Here is a 22402-nt window from a genome sequence, read left to right on the forward strand (position 1 = left end):
TCACCCTTCTCTATCTTTCATTTATTCCATATATAAACCACCATTAACATTTAAAGTGGTTCCAGTGATGTATGGGTTTTTGACTAAGAAGTAAACGGCATCAGCAATATCTTCTACTCGCCCAAAGTCCCCTAAAGGAATTTGCGCAATCATCTGCTCTTTTACCTTATCTGATAATTTATCTGTCATATCACTGGCGATAAAACCAGGGGCAACAGCATTGACCCGAATTCCACGACTAGCTAATTCGCGTGCAGCCGTCTTAGTCATAGCTATCACACCTGCCTTAGCAGCAGCATAGTTAATTTGACCAGCATTACCTATTTGTCCAGATAAGGAAGCAATGTTAATAATATTGCCGCGTTTTTGTTTTAGCATCACTTTTGACACATGACGGATGAGGTTAAAGCAACCTTTTAAATTAACATCAATCACGGCATCAAAATCAGCTTCTTTCATCCGCATGAGAAGTGTATCACGGGTGATTCCAGCATTATTAACTAATACATCAATGTGAGAATACTCTTCCTTACAACGCTCGATGATTGCTTGAGCTTGGTCAAAATCTTGAACTTCCGCTTTTAAGTCAAGCACTGTGGCGCCTCTTTCACTTAGGTCATTAATGTGGTCTTGGCTGGAACCTGAGCGGCTTACCAGGGCCAAATTGTAACCCTTATCAGCAAATTCTCTAGCAATAGCAGCACCGATTCCACGGTTACCACCGGTAATGATAGCAGTAGGTTTTTCTGTCATCTTAATCTCCTTGTAAAATAGTCAATGCTTTATTTAAAGTCGCTTCATCTTCAATATTCATGGCGGTGACTGACTTATCGATCTGCCGGGTGAAGCTAGTCAGTGTTTTCCCAGGGCCAATCTCTATTAAGGTATCCACGCCCGCTTGAATGAGATATTCAATCGAATCCGCCCATTTGACTGGGGATTTGATTTGTTGAAGTAAATCTTGCTTAATCTCTCCATCTTCATGAACTTGTCCACTAGTATTAGCAATAACTGGAATTTTCTGAGGGGAAAACTCAACATCTTTAAGGACTTGGGCTAATTGTAGAGAGGCAGGATGCATCAGCTGGGTGTGAAAGGGCCCGGAAACCTTTAGAGGAATTAAGCGTTTAACGCCCGCTTCCTTCAATTCATCTGCAGCTAGGTCGACTAAGTCACTATCTCCGCCAATAACAATTTGCTTGGGAGAGTTATAATTCGTCGGATAGACATAGCCAGGATGATGGTCCATAATATTTTCACAGACCCTCTCAATCAACTTGCGGTCGGTTTTCATTACTGCTAGCATCTTTCCCTCACCTGGAGCAACTGCCTGGCTCATATATAAGCCACGTTTTCTTAGTAGTTTTAATCCGTCAACAAAGGAAAAGACACCACTATAAGCTAAGGCAGTGTATTCACCTAAGCTTAATCCAGCTAAGTAGGCAGGGGTCTTAGAAAATAATTTTTTCCAGACAGCTAAAATAGCTAAAGAAACTGTATAAATGGCAGCTTGTGTATATTCTGTTTGATTAAGCAGGTCATTTTCTTCAAAGCACATGGCCTTTAAATCGTAGCCAAGAACTTTCTCAGCCGTTTCAAAATATGGTTCCATGACTTCAGCATGATGTTCGAATAAATCTTTGCCCATACCAGGGTATTGTGCCCCTTGGCCAGAAAAAAGATAAGCAATTTTTTTCATTCTTTGCCCTTTCCTTAATAAGGTTTTAATTTTTATCATTAAATAAAGTAATTGAGGTAAAAAAAAGCAGTGAAAAAATATTTTTCTTCACTGCATCTTATTTAATTATAGCCATTCGCTAGCTTTTTCTCGAATTGTTGCCTGGCATACATCCATATAGGATTGGAGTATTTCCTGACAGCTCTCTTCTTTATTAATTAAGCCAGCAATCTGACCAGCCATCAGGGAACTATTTTGGGTATCCCCTTCTACAACTGCTCGCCGTAAAGCCCCTCTTCCCAAAGCTTCTAAGCGCTCCCAGTCAGGGTTTTCTTTACCCGCTTCAATTCGCTCAACTCGTAAATACTCTTTGGTCAAACGATTGCGCAAAACTCGAACTGGATGACCTGTAGCTTCTCCTGTTGTGACGGTATCAATATCCTTAGCTTTAATAATCTTTTCCTTAAAGTTAGGGTGGGCATTGGATTCCTTGGCACAAACAAAGCGTGTACCCACTTGAATCCCACAGGCTCCAAGCATCAATGCTGCTGCCATCCCCCGGCCATCACCGATTCCTCCAGCAGCGATTACGGGAATATTAACCGCATCGACTACTTGGGGAAGTAAGGCCATGGTCGTGGTTTTACCCACATGTCCACCAGATTCCGTCCCTTCGACAACCACTGCATCAACGCCTTCTTTTTCCATACGTCGAGCAAGTGCTACGGAAGCAACAACTGGGATAACCTTAATATTTGCTTCACGAAATTGCTTCATAAAGCGCCCAGGTGATCCTGCTCCAGTAGTGACTGTTGAAATACCCGATTGACATAGGTAGTCAACAACTTCTTCAACATGTGGATTGAGTAACATCACATTAATTGCAAAAGGTTTATCTGTTTTTGCTTTCATGGTTTCAACTTTTTCTCGCACCACTTCAACAGGATCATTCCCCGTCCCTACAACTCCTAAACCACCAGCATTTGAAACGGCAGATGCCAGATCTGGATCTGCTACCCAAGCCATGGCTCCTTGAATAATAGGATATTTAACTCCCATTTGCTTCCATAGATTGTTCAAAGCTATTCACTTCCTTCATTATCCCTATACATTAGTAAGGATTATTTATTGTTGTCAACAAAGTCAACTAGGTCTTGGACTGTTTCCATATTCAATTCATCTTCATCGATAGTGACATCAAATTCGTCCTCAATATCATTGATAATTTGGAATAAATCTAAGCTATCAGCATCTAAATCCGATTGAAATTTAGTTTCAGGAGTAACTTCTTCCTTATCTAAATCAAGCTGGTCACAAATTAATTCTTGAATTTTTTCAAATGTACTCATTATAATTTCCTCCATTTATTTTTATAGTGTCTTTCTCAATACTAACATTGTCGCTCAACAATTGACAATACAAGTCCCCCAAGTCAGGCCCCCGCCAAAAGCTGATAATAGGACCTTCTGACTGCCATCCAATTTAAGCGCTCCTGATTTCCGTAAATCATTCAAAACAAGGGCTACCGATGCAGCGGAAGTATTCCCATAATTTTGAATGTTTTGGACCATGCGCTCCTCTGGTATTTTAAGCTTGCGCTGGCAAACTTTTAATATTCTTGCATTTGCCTGATGTAAGACAAAATAGTCAATATCATTAATAGTCAGATTGGCAGATTTCAAAACCGCTTCTATTTGCTTTGGCACTTGCCGGGTAGCAAAGTCATAAACTTGCCTGCCCTTCATCTTTAAACTAGGGTCTTGATAATAAGAATCAGGACTGACAAATTGGGCTAGGCTAGTGCCTCCAGCAATAATCGCCGCTCCTTGACTGCCATCACAAGCGAGTGATTCTTGGATAATAGCTGAATGGCCATTAGCTTGAACCAAAATAGCTCCGGCAGCATCGCCAAACAAAACACAAGTTGAGCGATCTTTCCAATTCATGAGATTGGTCATTTTCTCCGCGCCAATAACAATGGCATAACCATTTTGGTAATAAGCCTCTAATTTATCAGCTAAGGAGAATGCTTGGACAAATCCACTACAGGCAGCTGAAATGTCAAAACAGACCGCCTTAGTAGCTCCTATTTTAGCTTGAACTTGACTAGCTACACTTGGTGAAGAATGCTCTTGTGACATACTAGCAACAATGATTAAGCCAATTTCATTAGGAGAAATATTAGCTTTATTGACTAAATTTTGGGCAGCTGCTTGGGCCAAAGAAATGCAAGATTCCTCAAGGGCAACATAACGTTGCTTAATCCCCGTCCTTTTGCTTATCCACTCGTCACTAGTATCTACGAACTGCTCCAAGTCCTCGTTCGAGATAACTTTCCGCGGTAAGGCGGATGCCGTTTCAACTATTTTCATAGCAATCACATCATTCTTAATTTTTAAATTTAAGTTAATCAAAGATCAACATGTATTGATAATAAGCTATACAAATTTAATTGTCAAACCTTTTTCGCTATTTTATCAGCAATACTATTTATTTTGTTAGTGTTTATCATTTATTTTTGTATGTAATAAACCTTATTTTAAAATAATTTTCTGTAAAAATAAAAAAAGAGAAATCAAGTTGATTTCTCAAAAAAATAGCTTTTATTGTTATTTGTTATCTGTTATTTGTCATCGTCACTAGAAGCTATCGACACATATTCTTCAATATCTTTAAAATTGACTACAGTTCTTTCTTCAAGGATATCTCTAGCTGGACGACTTGACTGACTCCAATCAATTTTTAAAATGGCAGAGTTAGTAAGAAGCTTTTCGATTTCTCCAATAATTGTATAGGTTCTGAATTGAAACTTGACAACATCACCTATATTAGGCCGAATAGATTCCTTAATAGTATCAATGATTTCATTTGCCTGTTCATAAGGCATATCTAATAAATTAGCTATCCGTGAATTACTGGTTCCTCGCCGAAGTTCAGTTTCCACTAGTGACTGCATTTCCGCCGTTATTTTTGGTTTACGACCCATACGCTCGTCTCTCCCATCTAATACAAGCTGGCTGGCTATGAAATTAAATATATGAATAATATTAACATACTATCGATTGCGGCACAATTTATAGCTGTTAATTCATTAAGCATAAGCCATATTTATTACAAAACCAGCTTAAATGCTTACTATTTAAAACAGATCACCATTCCTCTAATAATAAGGAGTAGTGATCTGTTAGTTGTTAATATAATTTTATTCTAAGGACATGATATCTTTAGATCAAACTACATATTAGTTTCATCAACCTTACCAGTAACTGATTTAGTACCTAATAAACCACCAAGGCATGATAGGACACAGCCTAATAAGACACCAACAAATGCCCAGATTGAGCCTTGTGAGATACCATCTGAAACATCATCAGCATCTTGACGTAATTGTTGAATATTACTGTCAAGTTGTTGTTGGGTGCTTTGAATGGCATTATTAGCATTTTCAATTTGGTTACGTGCTTCATTAGCAGCTTGGTTATAACCATCAATAATATTTTGAGTAGTTTCTTCAGCTTCTTGTTGAGTTAAATCAGTGTTAGAAGCAATGGCGTTAGAAACAGCCTCTTGGTCTACATTTTCTGAAATATTGTCAACACGGCTAGTTAATGAATCAGCCAAGTCGTTAAATACTTGTTCAGAATTTTGTGGATTTACGACAACTTCACGAGCTGCGTTAGCAATATCATTTACCGCGCCGTTTAATTGGTCGGATAAATATTCTGGTTGTAATTCGCGAATATCAGTATCTCTTAAGACTTCTTGAACGTCTTGGTTAAGATTTTGAATATCTTGATCATTCACATCAATATTGTTTGCTAAAGCATTTACGCCTTCACTTACAGCATCTCCAGCATTTGAAGCAACACTTGTGACAGCGTCACCAGCAACACTAGCAGTTTGACCAATAACATTACCAGCAAAACCTAGAACAGAAGCAACAATTTGTCCTAGTAATACAACAGTTACCACTAGGGAAATTGCCCATGATAAAAAGCCATGGACCGCGCCTACTCGACGTGCAGTTACCCCAGCAACAAAGCCTGATCCTAAAAATGATAGTGCTAATGAAATAACTGACCAGACCATGACACCGGTACCGACACCATCAAGTGGATTTTGTGCACTTGGTTGGATCATACCAAATCCAATGGCATTTCCAATTAAGGAAAAAGTAATTAATAAAGCAATAAAAGTTACTAGGCCAGCAAATACAGCTCCCCAGGATAAGTTATACCCGGCTTCTGCATCGTTAGCACCTAGATAGGTTCTAAAACGATTTCTCATAAAATCACTCCTTTTAAAATAATATATAATATTGTATTAAACAAAGCAAGCGAAAGCCCTTGAAATAACTAATATTCATACAATCAGTTAAAAATATTGTATTATTATTTCTAAATATCTATAAACAGTTTAAAAACTAGTAAGCGAATAATTTTAATAATTACCTACAAAGAAAAAAGGCCAGATAAAAATCCAGCCTTCTCGCTTATTCTGCATAACCCTTAATGATCTTCCCTCGGTAACTACCATGCTGAATTTTCCACACTATAGTACCTATACCTGCTCCCAAAAGAGCCATGGTCACCCAACCAAAACCTTGGGGGCCAAAGGGAACTACTCGAACAATATTCTCGAAGATTTTAGGAGCAAAATCTAATTGAACAAGCGCTTCAATCACCGTATAGATAGTGGTTAATAAGACTGCTCCCTTAGTCGTTCCGTCATTAGGAATATATTTTCTAAATAAACCGATTAAAGTAACAATGATTCCCAATGGGTAAGCAACTGCAAACAAGGGCTCACTCAATCCAACAATTTTTTCTACCCCGACAGTCCCTTGTACCACACAAAAAATACAAAAGACAAAAACGATAAAAGTATAGGGATATTTCTGACGAGTAAGCTCTTGGGTAAAGTTTGCCACTGAAGCTAACAATCCCGTAGCAGTTGTTAAGCAAGCTAAGGTTATAGCGAAGGAAAGAATAATTTTTCCAGCGCCACCAATAGTTTGCTCAACGATGGCAATTAATAACTGGGTTCTTTCAATATCAGGGCTATAAATCGTTGAAGCTGTAGCCCCTAGCCATAACAAGCTACCATAAATGAACAATAATAAGGCGCTAGCTATAACAGATGCCCAGATAGTCATCCGCATCCCTGCTTGGCGGTTATATTTTTTATGTCTAATTGTCATAATCATGACACTAGAAAAGAGTAAGCCAGTGATTAAATCCCCCATTTGATAACCTTCGGTAAAAGCCCAACCGAAGCTATTATCGACTTGGGCAGCCCCCATATTGGGGCTGACTGGGTTAATCATACCAAAAATAATAATTCCAATGACCATTGCAATCAAAGCAGGCGTAAGATAGCGTCCAATCTTATCAACTACGCCCAATTGATCAACAGTGAGGAAGTAAACAACAGTAAAGAAAACAATTAAAACGACATAGTTAGGTAACCAAGGGAACAAGGAACGAAAACCTACCTCATAAGTCGTTGCACCAGTACGTGGGATTAAAATAAATAAGGCAATTAAATACATGGTAATGCAGTTAAAGACCTTATAAAACCAGGGAGCAATTGGTTCAGAAACTGCTTTTACCGATCCCCCACCTTTAACAATAGCTACCATCGATAAGACCGGCACTAATATCGCGGTTAAAGCCAAACCAATAACACTGGCAGACCAATTTTCTCCTACAATAATTCCCATATAAGGAGGAAAAACCAAATTACCTGCTCCAAAAAAAGTAGCAAACAAGGTAAAACCTACCACGATCGTATCTACAATAAAGCGCCTATTTTTCATAAAACCAAACCTTTCAGTATAAGTATAGGGCTGAACCTTTCAGTATAAGTATAGGGCTGATCGTCAACTCATATAAAGCTGTTAAAAGAAGAACGATTAAAAGCATTATTCACCTACTAAAGGCTGATTTAAGGACAGGATTTAACATATCAATTTGCCCTAGGTCGCTTTAAAAGTTCCCTATATCTATTAGTATTTTTATTTCATGTGAAATTGATAATACGCTATTTAGTGTGAAGTAATAAAGCTTTGCGCTTTTTATACGCAGATATTATCTATCATGAAGTCCACATCTCAGCGCCCATAAAATCGTTATTCACCAATTAAATATTTACATTTAAAAGTTGTTTTCACATAAATTAATTAGGCTAAATCTCCAATTTACCAATAGGAAAAGCGACTTCTTCTTATAAAGAAGTCGCCTTCAACAACTTATTCTATTATTATACCATTTTTGCTAAGTAGCAAAATATTTTTATTTAATTATTTTATATACAATAAAACAAGGAGGTGAGGAAGGATCAGGGAGCGCAATTCCTTGAAAAAAGATGTAAAGATCGGCTTGCTGATCGTTCAACTTTTCTGAAAGGACATCCCTTCCCCCTTCCAACTCAACTATAAGGATGTGAGGACGCCGCTAACGACTTGAATGACAAGGCCGGCTATTTCCTATCTGATGAACGATTTGAACAGCTATAGTAAAAAAACAACCGTTTAAGAATATTTCAGAGCAATTCATTAACAGGCTTTACTTTGAATGCAACCAATAAAAAGAGGCTAGACCTCTTGTCCAGCCTCCTTCAATTAACTTTATTAAGCAGTTTCTACTGCGAGGATTCTAACACTGAAAGCCCCGCCAGGAGTTTCAATTTCAACTTCATCGCCAACCTTTTTACCAATTAAGGCATTAGCAATTGGTGACTCATTTGAAATTTTACCACCAAGGGGATCTGCTTCAGCTTTACCGACAATTTCGTATTCTTCCTCTTCACCATCAGGAAGTTCTTGAAATTTAACCCGTTTACCAATGCTTACCGTATCCTTACCCAAGGCATCAGGGTCAACAATTTCAGCATAACGGATCATATTTTCGATTTTAGCAATTTGACTTTCCAAAATGGATTGTTCATTTTTAGCGGATTCATATTCTGAATTTTCTGATAAGTCCCCAAATGAACGAGCAACCTTGATTCGGCTAATCACTTCAGGGCGCTTATTTAATTTTAAATCTTCTAATTCCGCTTCTAAACGTTCCTTACCTTCTACGGTCATTGGGAAAGTTTGTTCTGACATCTAACATTCTCCTAACACATACGATTAAAATATACAAAATAATACCATATTACTAACTTTTTAGCAATGTAAATATGGTTTTTTATTGTTCTTGCAGCTTGGCATCCTCTGGACTAACGTATTCTTGAACTAATTGATCATGTTCTTCGTAAGTTTTTGAGAAATAAACCTTCCCAGTACTTAAATCAGCTACAAAATACATATAATCATTAGGGGTTGGGTTTAAGGCCGCTTGGATAGCACTCTCACTTGGATTATTAAAGGGACCAGGTCCTAAACCAGTATTTTGGTAGAGATTATATGGCGAATCAATCATGGTATCTTCGATAGTCACATAGGTAGAATGCTCATTATGGGCGTAATTCAAGGTAATATCCGATTGTAGGGGCATATTCTCGGCTAAACGGTTATAGAAGACCCCTGATACCATCTTACGATCTTCGTCAGTAGAAGCTTCTTTCTCAATAATTGAAGCTAGGGTTAAGATTTCATGCCAGGAAAGACTCTGTTGTTTTAAGGCATCACTATACTTTTGTCTAATAGTCTCACTAGCTGCCAGCATTTTATCAACAAAACTTTCTACGGTATCAGATTGAGTTAATTCATAGGTAGCCGGGAAAAGGTAACCTTCCAAGGGATAGCGTAATTGGTCATTATTCACCACAGCTTTGAGTAATTCTGGATACTTGGCCGCTTCTTCTGCCAATAAGTCCTCTGAATTAATCCGCTTCAAGGCTTCTTCCTGAGTAATTCCAAAATAATCTGCCATCACTTGAGCAATTTCTTCGACATTCATACCCTCTTTGACTAAGACCGCTTGAGTAGCCGGACCTTGGGCATGTGAAAGTTGATTCATGACTTCGCCAAAGCCAGACGAAGTTTTCAATTGATAGCTTCCTGCCTGAATTGGATCATGATTGGATAGGCGGAGGTAGATCTTGAAGAGACTTTCATTAAAAATGACATCATTTTCGCTAAGAATATGGGCAATTTGACTAGTACTTGCTCCCTGAGGAATGGTCACCTGGGTTTCTTTTTCCTCTCCAAAGCCACCAGTAGCTACTAAAGTTCCCATTAATAGCGCAAAGACAATACAGATAAGGAGCAAGGTAATAATAATCCAGCGGATAATCCGATTAGCCTGAACATTTTCTTGTTTTTCTAAAGCATTGACCCCAGCCTGGTCTCGCTTTACTCTTTTTTTCTTTTCTTCATCATTAAACATCGTGCTTCCTCATTTCATAATAAAAAGACTCTGCTTTGAACAAAATAAGCTATTATGCATTTTACTGATAAAGATGCTATTTGTAAACTTAGAGCCAAAAATTTAACCAGAATGAAACATTTATCTTATCATCACATAAAAAGAGGCGGTGACCAAAGTCACAGCCCCATAGGTCAACCGCCATTAAAAATAAAAGAGAATATGACCTCATATCATATTCTCTTTACTTGGCTTATTGATTTAAGTTTGGGTCTTGAACGAAAGTGTTAAACACTTCCTCTACCATATCCCATTCTTCTTCACTTTCAATTGGCAATAAGCTACCTTCTCCGTCTTCGCCCTCTTCATAGGCATAGGCTTCAATATTTAATTCTTCGCCCTCCTCTTCGGCTGGGTACACTAAGACGTAAGATTTATTCAAATCTTTCGAGTCGAAACTAAAGAGAATTTTATATAAACGCTCATTACCTTCTTCATCATATAAAGTAATTAAATTATCTAAATCTTCAGCCATACAATGCTCCTTCATACTAATGTGAATGACTATCTAAATAGTTCTGTAAAATGAGAACAGCAGCTAACTTATCGATTACCTTTTTACGTTTCTTCCGGCTCACATCTGCCGCCTCAATCAGAAAGCGTTCCGATTGCTGGGTGGTTAACCGTTCATCCTGATAAAAAACTGGTAAGTCGAATAATTCAATAGCCATATCGCCATAATGACGCGATGCCTCAGCTCTAGGGCCTTCAGTGTTATTCATATTTTTAGGCAATCCAATAACGAGCTTTTCCACTTGATAATCTTCAATTAATTGCCTTAAGCGTGAAAACCCGAACTCCCCTGCCTCTTCGTCAATTTTAATGGTTTCGATTCCTTGGGCAGTCCAGCCAAAAGGGTCACTTATGGCTACGCCAACCGTTTTAGAACCCACATCCAACCCCATAATGCGCATACTTATTCTCGACCACTTTGCTTCATATAGCTTTTAACAAGTTCTTCTAATAACTCATCGCGTTCATGGTAACGAATAAGATTTCTAGCTTGATTGTGACGTGGGATATACGCAGGATCGCCAGATAATAGATATCCTACAATTTGATTGATTGGATTGTAGCCCTTGCTTACTAGGGCGTCATAAACTATTTCAAGTGTCTCTTTTACATCTTTTTCTTTACTTTCATCGAAGCGAAAGAGTACTGTTTCATCTTTTCCACTCATTTAGACACCTCCACATCATTTTGAATCTATTGTAACGAAAAATCTAGCGACTAACAAGCACTTTATTTATTCAAGACTTCCTCTAAAGCCTTAAGTGCATCAGGAATACCGGCTGGGTTCTTACCACCTGCTTGAGCAAGTTCAGGACGGCCACCCCCGCCACCATTAATATAAGGAGCGAGTCCCTTAATAATGTCACCAGCTTTAAGCCCTTCTTTAACCTTATCAGCCGAAACAGCAACTAACATATTGGCTTTATCTCCATTAGCTGTAGCAAGAACGAGGACATCTGAATAGTTATTTTGTTTCCATTCATCACTAATTGCCCGCAAGTCATCCATGGTTTTATGTTCGAGTTCCTCAGCAATGTAACGAACCCCATTACTTTCTTTAACGGCATCAAAGATTTGACTAGCAGCCATTTGGTTAGCCTTGGCATGGAGTGATTCTACTTCAGATTCTAGGCTCTTACGTTCACCTTCCAATTGTTGGAGACGGTGTGGTACATCTTCCGCTTTTTTAACCTTCAAATCATCGCGAACTTGGTTTAAGAGACCTAACTTAGCTTCATAGTATTCATAAGCAGCTTTTGAAGTCAAGGCTTCAATCCGACGTACTCCAGAACCAATCCCTGATTCGGAAATAATCTTAAAGAGACCAATGAACCCGGTATTCTTAACGTGAGTCCCACCACAAAGTTCCATAGACCAGTCGTCAATATTGATCACGCGGATTTCATCATGTAATTTAAGGTATTTTTCGCCGAAGAGCGCGATAGCCCCATGTTCCTTAGCCGCTTTAACCGTGGTAAAGATAGTTTCAACCGGGATTTGTTCCCAAATTTTTTCATTAACTCGTCTTTCAACTTCTTCAAGTTGTTCTGGACTTACTTGTCCAAAATAAGTGAAGTCAAAACGGAGATAATGGTCATCAAGTAAGGAGCCCGCTTGGTTAACTTGTTCACCTAAAACATCTTTTAAGACCCGGTGTAATAAGTGAGTAGCGGTGTGATTATTACGGATTAAGCGACGACGAGCGCTGTCCACTTCTAAGCGAACTTCTTGACCCACACTAATCGGTTGAACGGTGTCAATATAATGTAAGTTTTGGTCATTAGGAGCGTGTTTAGTATCACGGATATAACCTAATAATTCGCCATCCAAATTGTAAAGCTTACCTGAGTCACCAACTTGTCCACCACGTTCACCGTAGAATGGGGTTTTTTCAGCAATGAAATAGGCCTTGCTATTCGCTGGTGCCTCTTGACTGATTTCATCTTGGTAAACAATGGCATTGATCTTAGTTTCTGTAACATCTTCTTCATAACCGGTAAAGTGAGAAGGTACATCAATTTCACCGAGTACTGTTGATTGAACCGCAAGTCCACCTTGGTCTTTTCTAGCCGCACGTGCCCGTTCTTTTTGTTCTTCCATGGCCTGATTAAAGCCATCAATATCAACAGAAAAACCTTTTTCAGCCAGGTATTCCTCAGTCAGTTCTAATGGGAAACCATAAGTATCGTATAATTTGAAGGCGGATTGGCCGTCGAGTGAATTTTCACCAGATTCTTCCAATTCAGCGATTTTGTTTTTAATAATATTTTCACCGTCAGCGATAGTTTCTTGGAAGCGTTTTTCCTCACGATCAACAACTTCTTGAATAATGGCTTCCTTTTCTTTTAATTCTGGATAATGTTTTTCCATCTTGTCAGCCACAATTGGAACCAATTTAGCTAAGAAACTCCCTTGGATGCCTAAACGACGTCCGTACATCACGCTACGACGGATCAAACGACGTAAAATGTAGCCCCGGCCTTCATTTGATGGTAAGGCATTGTCACCCACTGCAAAACTAACGGCGCGGATATGGTCAGCAATAACCTTCATTGCGGTATCAGTTTCCTTGCTTTCCCCATATTTTTTACCATCAGATAATTTTTCAACTTCTTTAATCAGTGGGAATAAGAGGTCGGTTTCGAAGTTTGTTGGGGTTTCTTGTAGGACAGAGGCAATTCGTTCCAGTCCCATCCCAGTATCCACGTTATGTTGTTTTAATTTTTCATAGCTACCATCAGGCATGTGATTAAATTCAGAGAAAACAATGTTCCAAATTTCTAGATAACGTTCATTTTCTCCCCCAGGAAACATTTCTGGATCATCATCGTCAAGATCTTGATAAGCTTTCCCCCGGTCAAAGAAAATTTCCGTGTCAGGACCACAAGGACCGGCACCTAAATCCCAAAAGTTATCTTCTAAAGAAACAAAGTGATCTTCTGATAAACCTGTCACCTTTTGCCACAATCCATGAGAGACATCGTCATCAGGATAGTAAGTCATATAAAGCAGCTCAGGATCCAGTCCTAGCCATTTTTCATCAGTTAAGAATTCCCAAGCCCAAGGAATAACTTCTTCCTTAAAGTAATCCCCTACTGACCAGTTACCAAGCATTTCAAAGAAGGTTTGGTGGCGAGCGGTCACTCCAACATTTTCAATATCGTTTGTCCGAATACATTTTTGCGCATTAGCAATTCTTGGATTTTCCGGCACTTCTGACCCATCTAAGTAATGTTTTAGGGCAGCAACCCCAGAGTTCATCCAAAGTAAAGTGGGATCATTGTCTGGAACTAGGGAAGCACTAGGGTAGATATCGTGTCCCTTACCCTTCCAAAAATCCATCCACATTTGACGTACTTCTTCACCCGTTAATTTCTTCATAATGTGTTAAAACCTCCTATAAAATAAAAAAGCACCTTGATGTTATTAGATGAGGGCGCCGTAGCACGGTACCACCTCATTTATAACATCAACGTGCGATATTATGTCTTCATTAAATACTGGATAACGCGAGTAGCGGCAAATTTTCATTTGCATTGTCAAAAGGGAGCATTTCTATTACTGAGTGCTTTCACCACAGCTGCACTCTCTCTATCAACTAAATAGAAACATGGCCTTTTCAATCATTTAAGCGGACTTATTATACGCTTTTTAATTTTCATTTGTCAACTATTAATGATTCCTAGCGAATAAGAAAACTAGTCGACATAGGAAGTTTCTTTATCTCCTAACCAGGAATAAACATAGCCAATGACAAAGCCACCACCAACAAGGTTACCTAAGAAAGTAAAGACAAAGTTTTTAAGTACATTAGCCAAGGTCATCCCGTCAACAGGGCCTCCATTGGAGAAGAAAGCTAATGGGAAGGAAACAAAGTTAGCAATCACGTGTTCGTAACCTAAGAAGGCAAAAATAAAAATAATAAAGATAATCGCATAAACCCGGCCATCAGCGTTGACCATCCGATTGCTAGCAACCACGGCACTATTAACGATAATATTAGCTAAAATCCCCTCAATAAAAATTGTAAGCGCTGATTTAACAAATTTTCCTGAAACTGCTGTAAATAAATAATGATCAGCAGGTAAATCTTGGAAAATCGTGGTTCTTGAGAAAATATAGGCACAAACAAGGCCACCAATAAAGTTGAATAAAACACAAACCATTAAAATCGTAAAAGCCTTTTGCCAGCTAATGTATTTTTTTCGTGCTCCAACTACCAAAAAGTTCATATTAGCAGTCGCTAATTCACCATTCATATATATAATAAGTACCAATGACCATGCAAAAAAGAAGGCAAAAGTAAATTTACCTAAGCCTGGAGCTACTAGGTTGGCTTGTTGGGCGGTCATCATAGCGATTGCTGTCCCAAAAGTTAAGAATAAAGTGGCGTAAATACTCCTTAGCGCGTATCGCCAAAAACTTTTATCAAAAAGTTCTGTCTTCTTCTCCACATTATCAAAAGTTAAAGGGCCTAGAATTCCTTTCTCAGGGTGCTTGCCATTAATATAAGCCATTGCCGTCAGTCCTTTCTAAAATGAGCTAAATTTCTAGCCTAATTAAATAAATCCAATACTCACATTTTATCGATATTTTAAGAAATAAACAAGATTTTTGCAATATTTGAATGAATTTATTAATTTTTATAAACTCAGGATCAGCAAATTTAGCCTCTATCTGCTTTAACTAAGCTTTTTCTGTGTACTTTTCTCGCGTGAGCAGTAAAGGAGAAAAAGTAAACGACTGATTTCATTGCTTAAAAATCATAGGGGCTGATGCCATCCATACCAATTAAAGGATCAATCTGACCACTTTCAAGTAAGGCAGGGGTTAACCAATCGACTTTCACATCCATTCCTGAGTTTCCAGTACCCTCTTGCTGGTTCCCTGACTCATCTCCTTGAGACCTGGTACTTTGATCCTGACTAGGACTTGCTTCACTTGGCTGCGAGTTCAGTTTAGGAAGTAATTCGTCTTCTTCAAGTAGGGAGCGGTAAAGGTTAGTATGGCGTTGGCTGGCCTGGGTTTGAATGGCAGATTGGAAGGCTTGGACTTCACCACAGAGAATTAAGGATTGCTTAGCCCTGGTGATCGCTGTATAGAGCAAATTGCGTTGCAGCATGCGTTGATATTGGCTGATTAAGGGGAGGATAACGATAGGAAATTCGCTTCCCTGCGATTTATGAATTGAGACGCAATACGCCAAGGTTAACTGGTTAAAATCTGACCGGTTATATGTGACCTCATTGCCGTCGAAGTCAACCACAATTTCATCACTTTGGCTGGTCGTTTCCTTGGCATAGAATATCGCCACGATTTCTCCCATATCCCCGTTAAAAACATTCATTTCAGCATGATTTTGCAACTGCAAGACCTTATCCCCTAAGCGAAAGAGACGGTTAAAGTGGCTAAGTTGGCGCTTATTCCCATCACTATTCGGATTTAAACTTTCCTGCAATTTCTGGTTAATCTGATCGATTCCGGCCTGACCCTTATACATGGGGGCCAAAACTTGAATATCTTTAACATCGTAGTCTTTATCGAGAGCTCGTTTAGCCACCGCTGCGATAAAATCAGCTAAGTGGAAATAATCTACCCGGAAAAATGACCGGTCAGCCTTATTTTGGGTAAGATCGACAGGCATTTCCCCATTTTTTATATCATGAGCCAATAAAGTGATAGTTGAATTGGCATCTTGACGAAATATTTCGTCGAGCTCACGCCAGGTGATTGTCTGACTTCTCAAGAGGTCAGAAAGCACTTGTCCTGGACCGACTGAGGGCAGTTGATCTTTATCCCCTACCAAGATAATTTGCATATCATCAGGAACCGCTTCTAATAACTGAAAGAATAACCAGGTATCTACCATGGACATTTCATCAATAATCAGTAAGTCCCCTTCAATCGTTTCCTTATCAGAAGTTATGATACTATTTTCATCTTCTTCACCGGTGAGACCAATTAAACGGTGAATAGTAGTTGCCACTAGGCCAGTAGTTTCACTCATCCGCTTGGCAGCACGTCCAGTTGGAGCTGCCAAACGAATAGGGAAATCACTCGGGTCATAATCCCCTAGGCGGATATTATTTAACCGGCAATAAATATCGATGATTCCTTCTAGAACCGTAGTTTTTCCCGTACCCGGTCCCCCAGTTAGAATAAATAATTTCTCTTCTAGGGCTTCGATAATTGCCTTCCTTTGAGCGGGTCCATATTGAATGCCTAATTTTGCTTCGGTTTTCTCTATTTCATTAGCCAAATTATCATTCTCATATTTAGGCTGAGTTCGTTCATTCTTGATACGTTTTAAACGTTTAACAATCCCCTTCTCTGCATAATAGAGGCTAGGAAGGAAATAACCCTCTTCAGTCGCAATCACTTCATTGGTATCTACCAAGTCGCTCAAGCTATCAGCCACTTGCTTCATGTCAACCATTTGCAGATTCACTTGGCTTTTATTTAATAGATTGAGAACCTGCTGAAATAGTTCTTCCTTCTTAACATAAGTGTCCCCATTGCTATAACAAATCGTTTCCAAAGAAAAAGTAATCGCCCCTTGGATGCGTAAAGGCGAGTCATAGGCAAAGTCTAACCGTTGAGCCAGTAAATCAGCCTTTTGAAAACCAAAACCTTGAATATTTTTAACCAAGAAATAGGGATTTTCTTTAATCAATTCAACCGCTTCATCTTGGTATTTAGCATAGATCTTGCCTGCCAAGTGGTTGGAAAAGCCCATCTCTGATAATTGAATAAAGGTATCCTCATTGCCACGATTAGCCTTTACTTTCTCATGTAGCATTTGCTGTTTATTTTTCGTCAGGCCCTTAACTTCTTTCAAACGTTCGGGTTGATTTACAATTAAGTCAATGGTCTTCTCACCTAAGGTATTGACCACACGTTCAGCCAGTATTTTCCCAATTCCAGGAAATTCATCGCTGGATAAATATTTAATTAGACCATCTTTACTGGTAATTTTTATCCCTTCATAATGGGAAACCTTGAATTGTACCCCGTACTTAGGATGGTCAACCAAGTTACCGAAGAATTGGTAAGTGGTTCCGTCCTGGATAGTCCCAAAATTTCCTGTCACCACAATATTTTTCTCGGAGTAAAGGGTGTTGGTATCATCAACCGTAATCCGCATCACCCGATAATAATTATCTGGATTAGAAAAAAAGGTAGCTTCAACCTCGCCGATGAAATAATCTTCCGTTGCTGCCATACCCTTATCCCTCCTAGTCATAATCTTTGGCTATTATATCACAGAATAGCAGTGGGGTTATCTTCCACCCAGTCTATACTGAGATCGCTTTTCTACTATATAAAATGTCTCACAATAGTATTTTCGCCCTCTCATGATCTTAGTAAAGAAAAAAGCTGTAACTTAGCTCTAGCTTCCAAGTTAGATAATATCCTCCTTAGACAAGCCAGAAACTAGTTACAGCGGCTATTGAAAATCATCCTGAATTATAGCGTACACTTAGAGATGATTGCTATATTAATTATTGGTATTGTAACTTTTTCCCGTCTTTATAGGCAGCGTCAATGGTTGCTCCCCCTAAACAGACTTCATCTTGGTAGAAGACTACCGACTGTCCTGGCGTAATAGCCCGAACTGGCTCTTCAAAATCTACCCTTAACTGATCATCAGACAAGAAGCTGACTTTCACTGGGATATCTTTTTGCCGGTAACGGAACTTAGCGGTGCAGGTAAAGTCTTCACGTGGGAAATGGTCACTGGTAAAGGAAACTTCACTGGCTAATAAGTAGTCAGCATAAAGCAAGGGATGATGGTAACCTTGGCCGACATAGAGTTCATTTTTAGCCTGGTTTTTTCCGATAACAAACCAAGGTTCATTATTACCAACCTTGGTTCCTCCAATTCCCAACCCTTTCCGTTGACCGATGGTATAATACATCAGTCCATGGTGCTCAGCCATCACTTGGCCGTCTAAGGTTTTCATTAGACCAGGTTTAGCTGGTAAGTAATTGGAAAGGAAGGCATTAAAGTCACGCTCACCAATAAAACAGACCCCGGTGGAGTCCTTTTTATGGGCCGTCTTTAGATTATGATCTTCGGCAATTTTTCGCACTTCCGACTTCTCTAATTCGCCAATCGGAAAGAGCGCGTGTTGTAATTGCTCTTGTGACAGTTGGTTTAAGAAGTAGGTTTGATCCTTATTACTATCAACCCCACGGAGCAAGTCTACTTCGCCTTGGTCATTTGTTCTCACCCGAGCATAGTGGCCCATAGCCACATAGTCTGCCCCTAAGTCTAAAGCATAGTCTAGGAAAGCCTTGAATTTGATTTCTTTATTACACATGACGTCAGGATTAGGGGTACGATCATGACGATATTCATCGAGAAAGTATTCGAAGACGCGATCCCAATATTCTTTTTCAAAGTTGACTGAATAATAAGGAATACCTATCTGACTAGCTACTGCTTGGACATCCCGGTAATCTTCGGTTGCTGTACAAACGCCATTTTCATCAGTGTCATCCCAATTCTTCATGAAAATACCAATGACGTCATATCCCTGTTCTTTCAGCAAGAGCGCGGAAACACTGGAATCAACTCCCCCACTCATGCCTAAAACAACTTTTTTATTTTTCTTATCACTCACAACATCACCATCTTTCTTAACAAAATTTACGATTGAAGGTCGCACGTTTTGTTGTGTTGATAATCTTAGATAGGCCTCAATCGCCTTATCCAGGTAGTAATCATAACAATTTACCTAAAAAACTCAAGTCATTTGATTGAATTTTTATTAAATCTTCAAATGTCCTTGAGTTTTCTAACTAATTATATGTCTTATGTTATTTATCACTGATTGCTAAGACTTGCTTGTCAACTAAGTCAGCTAAAATTTCCTCTAAGCGTTTGGCTAAATCTGCCATATCGGAATTTTGGTAAACATTAACCGCCTTCAGCCCCGTTTTATTAGTAACGTTCATTTGCAATTTATCTACCGATTTATCAATTTGAACTTTTAATAGGAGATAGTTAGTCGCTTGAAATTCTGGACGAATAGGAATTTCAATTTGATAATTACCTGCCTTAGTGGAAGTAAATCCATAGTCCCGCAAAGTATATGCCTTGCAGTTAGGATGGACTTGATAGGTCTGTTGACTTCCTTTTAAATGTTCTTTTTCTTTAAAAGCCATTTCATTCCTCCTTAATCTGTTTACACGACAACTAAGCAATGCTTAATAAAATGTCTAAAAATTCATCGATTTCTTCAATTGTGGTTAACTGACCGAATGATATACGAATACTTTGACTGATCCGGGGGCTTTCTTCACCAAACATCGACACTAAAATCCGACTCGGTTCTAGCGACCCAGCTGAGCAGGCTGACCCAGCCGATACATAAACGTCTTTTAAATCTAATTTAATCAGAACTTGATCACTAGGATGATTAGGCCAGTAGACATTTAAAATATGGGCTAGTTCAGCTTCCTTAGGACCATTAATTTCGAAATCTAGACCGCGTTCTCTAGCTTCTTTAAGAAAATAATTCCTTAAATCCAGCAGCTTTTGATGATGGTCATCCCTAGACTGATAGGCGATTTCAATGGCCTTACCCATGGCCACAATTCCAGGCACATTTTCAGTACCTGCTCGGTGACCATGTTCTTGGCCTCCACCTCTTAGGTAAGGGGTAAAATCACTCACTGCATTACGATAATAAAGAAAGCCGACTCCCTTGGGTCCATGGAATTTATGGGCAGATACGCATAGGCCATCGATATGCATAGCTTCAACATCAATAGGAATGTTGAGATAGGCTTGAACCACATCCGTATAGAAAAATAAGTGGTGATCATGGCAAATCTCTCCAATGGCTTGGATATCTTCGACGGAGCCGACTTCGTTATTCCCTGCAATAATTGAAACCATAATGGTATCATCTTTAATGGCATCCTTTAAGGCTTCAATTGAGATATGACCATATTCATCAAAAGGCAAGAAAGTCACTTCAAAGCCCTGTTTTTCCAGATATTTTGCCGTCTTATAACTTGAAGGGTGTTCAGCTTCGGTGGTAATAATATGACGGCCTTGTTTTGCTAAACGTTTTGCGGTTTGTATCAGGGCACTATTAGTAGATTCTGTTGCTCCGCTGGTAAAAATAATATCATCGGCCTGAGCATTAATCGTCTCCGCTATATTCTCTCTTACTCGAGTCAATTGTTCATGTGATTGGCGACCAATCCGGTAGGTACTTGATGCATTGCCATAGTTTTCACGCATGGCCTGGTTCATGGCCTCAATAACTGCTTGGGTCATCGGTGTGGTTGCTGCATAATCAAGATAGATCATTTGTTCGCTTACCCCCTTGTTTTTCACTATTGTATCACTATCTGGTCCTAGACAACAGGGGAAAAGCCAAAAGCGCTCTTTTTAAAAACGGATGTGTTATACTGATTGACGTTAATAAGCACTTAGAAAGGAGTTCCAGTGTGAATAAACAAGCCCCCCTAGCCTACAGAATGCGGCCGAAGACCCTAGAAGAAGTTGTTGGTCAAGAACACCTGGTTGGCTCTGGTAAGATAATCTGGCGAATGGTTAAAGCGAAACAGTTAAGGTCGATGATTTTATATGGACCTCCCGGTATCGGTAAAACCTCAATCGCTAGTGCCATCGCCGGTTCCACTAAGTTAAGTTTTCGGCAATTGAATGCGGCGACAGATAATAAAAAGGCCCTACAAGAAGTCGTGGCCGAAGCAAAGTTTTCTGGCGGTCTTATTTTAATGTTAGATGAAATTCACCGCCTGGATAAAACAAAACAAGATTTTCTCCTGCCTCATTTAGAAAGCGGCCTACTGATTCTAATCGGGGCAACCACCGAAAATCCTTATATCAATATCAATCCTGCTATCCGATCGCGAACACAGATTTTTGAGCTTCACCCTTTAGAAGCTGATCAAATCAAAGTAGCTATTGACCATGCCCTCGAAAATGAAGAGCGGGGCCTTGGCAAGTACCCTATTCAATTAAGTAATGAGGCCAGGGACTACTTAGCCAATTACTCCAATGGCGATTTACGGTCAGCTCTCAATGCATTAGAACTAGCGGCTTTATCAACAGAGAAAAATGCTGATGGGCAAATTCTTATCGACCTAAGCGTTGCCGAGGAATGTTTACAAAAGAAGGCCTTTGACCATGATGAAGATGGGGACATGCACTATGATGTGGTGTCTGCCTTTCAAAAAAGCATTCGTGGCAGTGATGTCAACGCTGCCCTTCATTACGCCGCCCGTTTAATTGAGGCTGGTGATTTGAACAGCCTCTGCCGGCGCTTAATGGTATGCGCCTATGAAGATATTGGCTTGGCTAACCCAGAGGCCTGTCAGCGGGCGGTCACTGCCTGCCAAGCCGCCCAGAAAATTGGACTGCCGGAAGCCAAGATTCCTTTAGCTCACGCCATTATTGACCTGTCCCTATCCCCTAAATCCAATTCAGCTATTCAAGCCATTGACCAAGCCCTAGCGGATATTCGTTCAGGAAAAGCTGGCCTCATCCCCAAACACCTCCGCGATGCTCACTACAGTGGTGCCAAGGAATTGGGGAGAGGGACTGCTTACAAGTTCCCCCATGATTACCCCAACCACTGGGTCGCTCAAGATTACTTACCAGAAACCTTGTCGGATAGGCAATACTACCAAGCCTGCCAAACAGGCAAATACGAACAAGCATTAGAGCAAATGCGGCAAATGCGAGAAAGACAAAAATGATTTTTATAAGCGATAAATCTAATATAAGATGTTGTCACTTTAAGCTTTCCTGCTTGCCAAAAAGGCCTAGACATGCTAAATTAATAGTAATGTA

At 39.5% G+C, this 22402-nt stretch carries 20 protein-coding genes; 1 reads left to right on the plus strand and 19 read right to left on the minus strand.

The window, feature by feature from the left end:
* Positions 1-21 precede the first annotated feature (21 nt).
* The 19 genes from fabG to CJ190_RS05105 form a co-directional block, all read right to left on the minus strand.
* Positions 22-753 (minus strand): 3-oxoacyl-[acyl-carrier-protein] reductase, encoded by a 732-nt coding sequence (gene fabG / locus CJ190_RS05015; RefSeq protein ID WP_064292831.1) that lies wholly within the window; start codon positions 751-753, stop codon positions 22-24.
* A gap of 1 nt (position 754) precedes the next feature.
* The gene (fabD, locus tag CJ190_RS05020) at positions 755-1699 is read right to left on the minus strand and encodes an ACP S-malonyltransferase (protein ID WP_064292830.1); all 945 of its coding nucleotides are present in this window, start codon (positions 1697-1699) and stop codon (positions 755-757) included.
* 105 nt (positions 1700-1804) lie between these two features.
* Complete coding sequence (gene fabK, locus CJ190_RS05025) at positions 1805-2737, minus strand: enoyl-[acyl-carrier-protein] reductase FabK (protein ID WP_060778333.1); 933 nt, start codon at positions 2735-2737, stop codon at positions 1805-1807.
* Positions 2738-2799: 62 nt separating this feature from the next.
* Positions 2800-3027, minus strand: a complete 228-nt coding sequence (locus CJ190_RS05030; protein WP_013668481.1) for an acyl carrier protein — start codon at positions 3025-3027, stop codon at positions 2800-2802.
* Positions 3028-3081: 54 nt separating this feature from the next.
* Positions 3082-4050, minus strand: coding sequence for a beta-ketoacyl-ACP synthase III (locus tag CJ190_RS05035; RefSeq protein ID WP_064292852.1), 969 nt, complete (start codon positions 4048-4050; stop codon positions 3082-3084).
* Positions 4051-4301: 251 nt separating this feature from the next.
* The gene (locus CJ190_RS05040; RefSeq protein ID WP_064292829.1) at positions 4302-4664 is read right to left on the minus strand and encodes a DUF2187 domain-containing protein; all 363 of its coding nucleotides are present in this window, start codon (positions 4662-4664) and stop codon (positions 4302-4304) included.
* A 248-nt stretch (positions 4665-4912) separates the two neighbouring features.
* A complete protein-coding gene (gene sctE / locus CJ190_RS05045; protein ID WP_064292828.1) occupies positions 4913-5965 on the minus strand; it encodes a type III secretion system translocon subunit SctE in 1053 nt (350 codons plus the stop codon).
* A 205-nt stretch (positions 5966-6170) separates the two neighbouring features.
* Positions 6171-7496, minus strand: coding sequence for a branched-chain amino acid transport system II carrier protein (locus CJ190_RS05050; protein ID WP_064292827.1), 1326 nt, complete (start codon positions 7494-7496; stop codon positions 6171-6173).
* Between the two features lie 813 nt (positions 7497-8309).
* Positions 8310-8789 (minus strand): transcription elongation factor GreA, encoded by a 480-nt coding sequence (gene greA / locus CJ190_RS05055; RefSeq protein ID WP_060778338.1) that lies wholly within the window; start codon positions 8787-8789, stop codon positions 8310-8312.
* 82 nt (positions 8790-8871) lie between these two features.
* Positions 8872-10014: an endolytic transglycosylase MltG gene (mltG, locus tag CJ190_RS05060; RefSeq protein WP_064292826.1), complete on the minus strand. Its 1143-nt coding sequence runs from the start codon at positions 10012-10014 to the stop codon at positions 8872-8874.
* A 232-nt stretch (positions 10015-10246) separates the two neighbouring features.
* On the minus strand, positions 10247-10543 hold the full coding sequence (locus tag CJ190_RS05065; protein ID WP_049776749.1) for a DUF1292 domain-containing protein: 297 nt from the start codon (positions 10541-10543) through the stop codon (positions 10247-10249).
* Between the two features lies 1 nt (position 10544).
* Complete coding sequence (gene ruvX / locus CJ190_RS05070; RefSeq protein WP_064292825.1) at positions 10545-10967, minus strand: Holliday junction resolvase RuvX; 423 nt, start codon at positions 10965-10967, stop codon at positions 10545-10547.
* A 2-nt stretch (positions 10968-10969) separates the two neighbouring features.
* A complete protein-coding gene (locus CJ190_RS05075; RefSeq protein WP_013669229.1) occupies positions 10970-11233 on the minus strand; it encodes an IreB family regulatory phosphoprotein in 264 nt (87 codons plus the stop codon).
* Positions 11234-11295: 62 nt separating this feature from the next.
* Positions 11296-13947 (minus strand): alanine--tRNA ligase, encoded by a 2652-nt coding sequence (alaS, locus tag CJ190_RS05080; protein ID WP_064292824.1) that lies wholly within the window; start codon positions 13945-13947, stop codon positions 11296-11298.
* Positions 13948-14264: 317 nt separating this feature from the next.
* Entirely contained in the window at positions 14265-15083 is an 819-nt protein-coding gene (locus tag CJ190_RS05085; protein WP_064292823.1) for a formate/nitrite transporter family protein, read from the minus strand.
* Positions 15084-15322: 239 nt separating this feature from the next.
* Positions 15323-17788 carry an SF1B family DNA helicase RecD2 gene (gene recD2 / locus CJ190_RS05090; protein ID WP_101562040.1) on the minus strand — a complete coding sequence of 822 codons (2466 nt, stop codon included), beginning with the start codon at positions 17786-17788 and terminating at the stop codon, positions 15323-15325.
* Positions 17789-18068: 280 nt separating this feature from the next.
* A complete protein-coding gene (gene mnmA, locus CJ190_RS05095) occupies positions 18069-19193 on the minus strand; it encodes a tRNA 2-thiouridine(34) synthase MnmA (RefSeq protein WP_082888644.1) in 1125 nt (374 codons plus the stop codon).
* Positions 19194-19389: 196 nt separating this feature from the next.
* A complete protein-coding gene (locus CJ190_RS05100) occupies positions 19390-19737 on the minus strand; it encodes a hypothetical protein (RefSeq protein WP_064292821.1) in 348 nt (115 codons plus the stop codon).
* 31 nt (positions 19738-19768) lie between these two features.
* On the minus strand, positions 19769-20893 hold the full coding sequence (locus CJ190_RS05105) for a cysteine desulfurase family protein (protein ID WP_070597903.1): 1125 nt from the start codon (positions 20891-20893) through the stop codon (positions 19769-19771).
* Positions 20894-21033: 140 nt separating this feature from the next.
* Here CJ190_RS05105 and CJ190_RS05110 point away from each other — a divergent pair, with 140 nt between their 5' ends.
* Positions 21034-22308, plus strand: coding sequence for a replication-associated recombination protein A (locus CJ190_RS05110; protein WP_082888643.1), 1275 nt, complete (start codon positions 21034-21036; stop codon positions 22306-22308).
* Positions 22309-22402: the final 94 nt, after the last annotated feature.

Origin of the sequence: Aerococcus loyolae, assembly GCF_002871915.2 — a bacterium.
Classification (GTDB): Bacteria; Bacillota; Bacilli; order Lactobacillales; family Aerococcaceae; genus Aerococcus; species Aerococcus loyolae.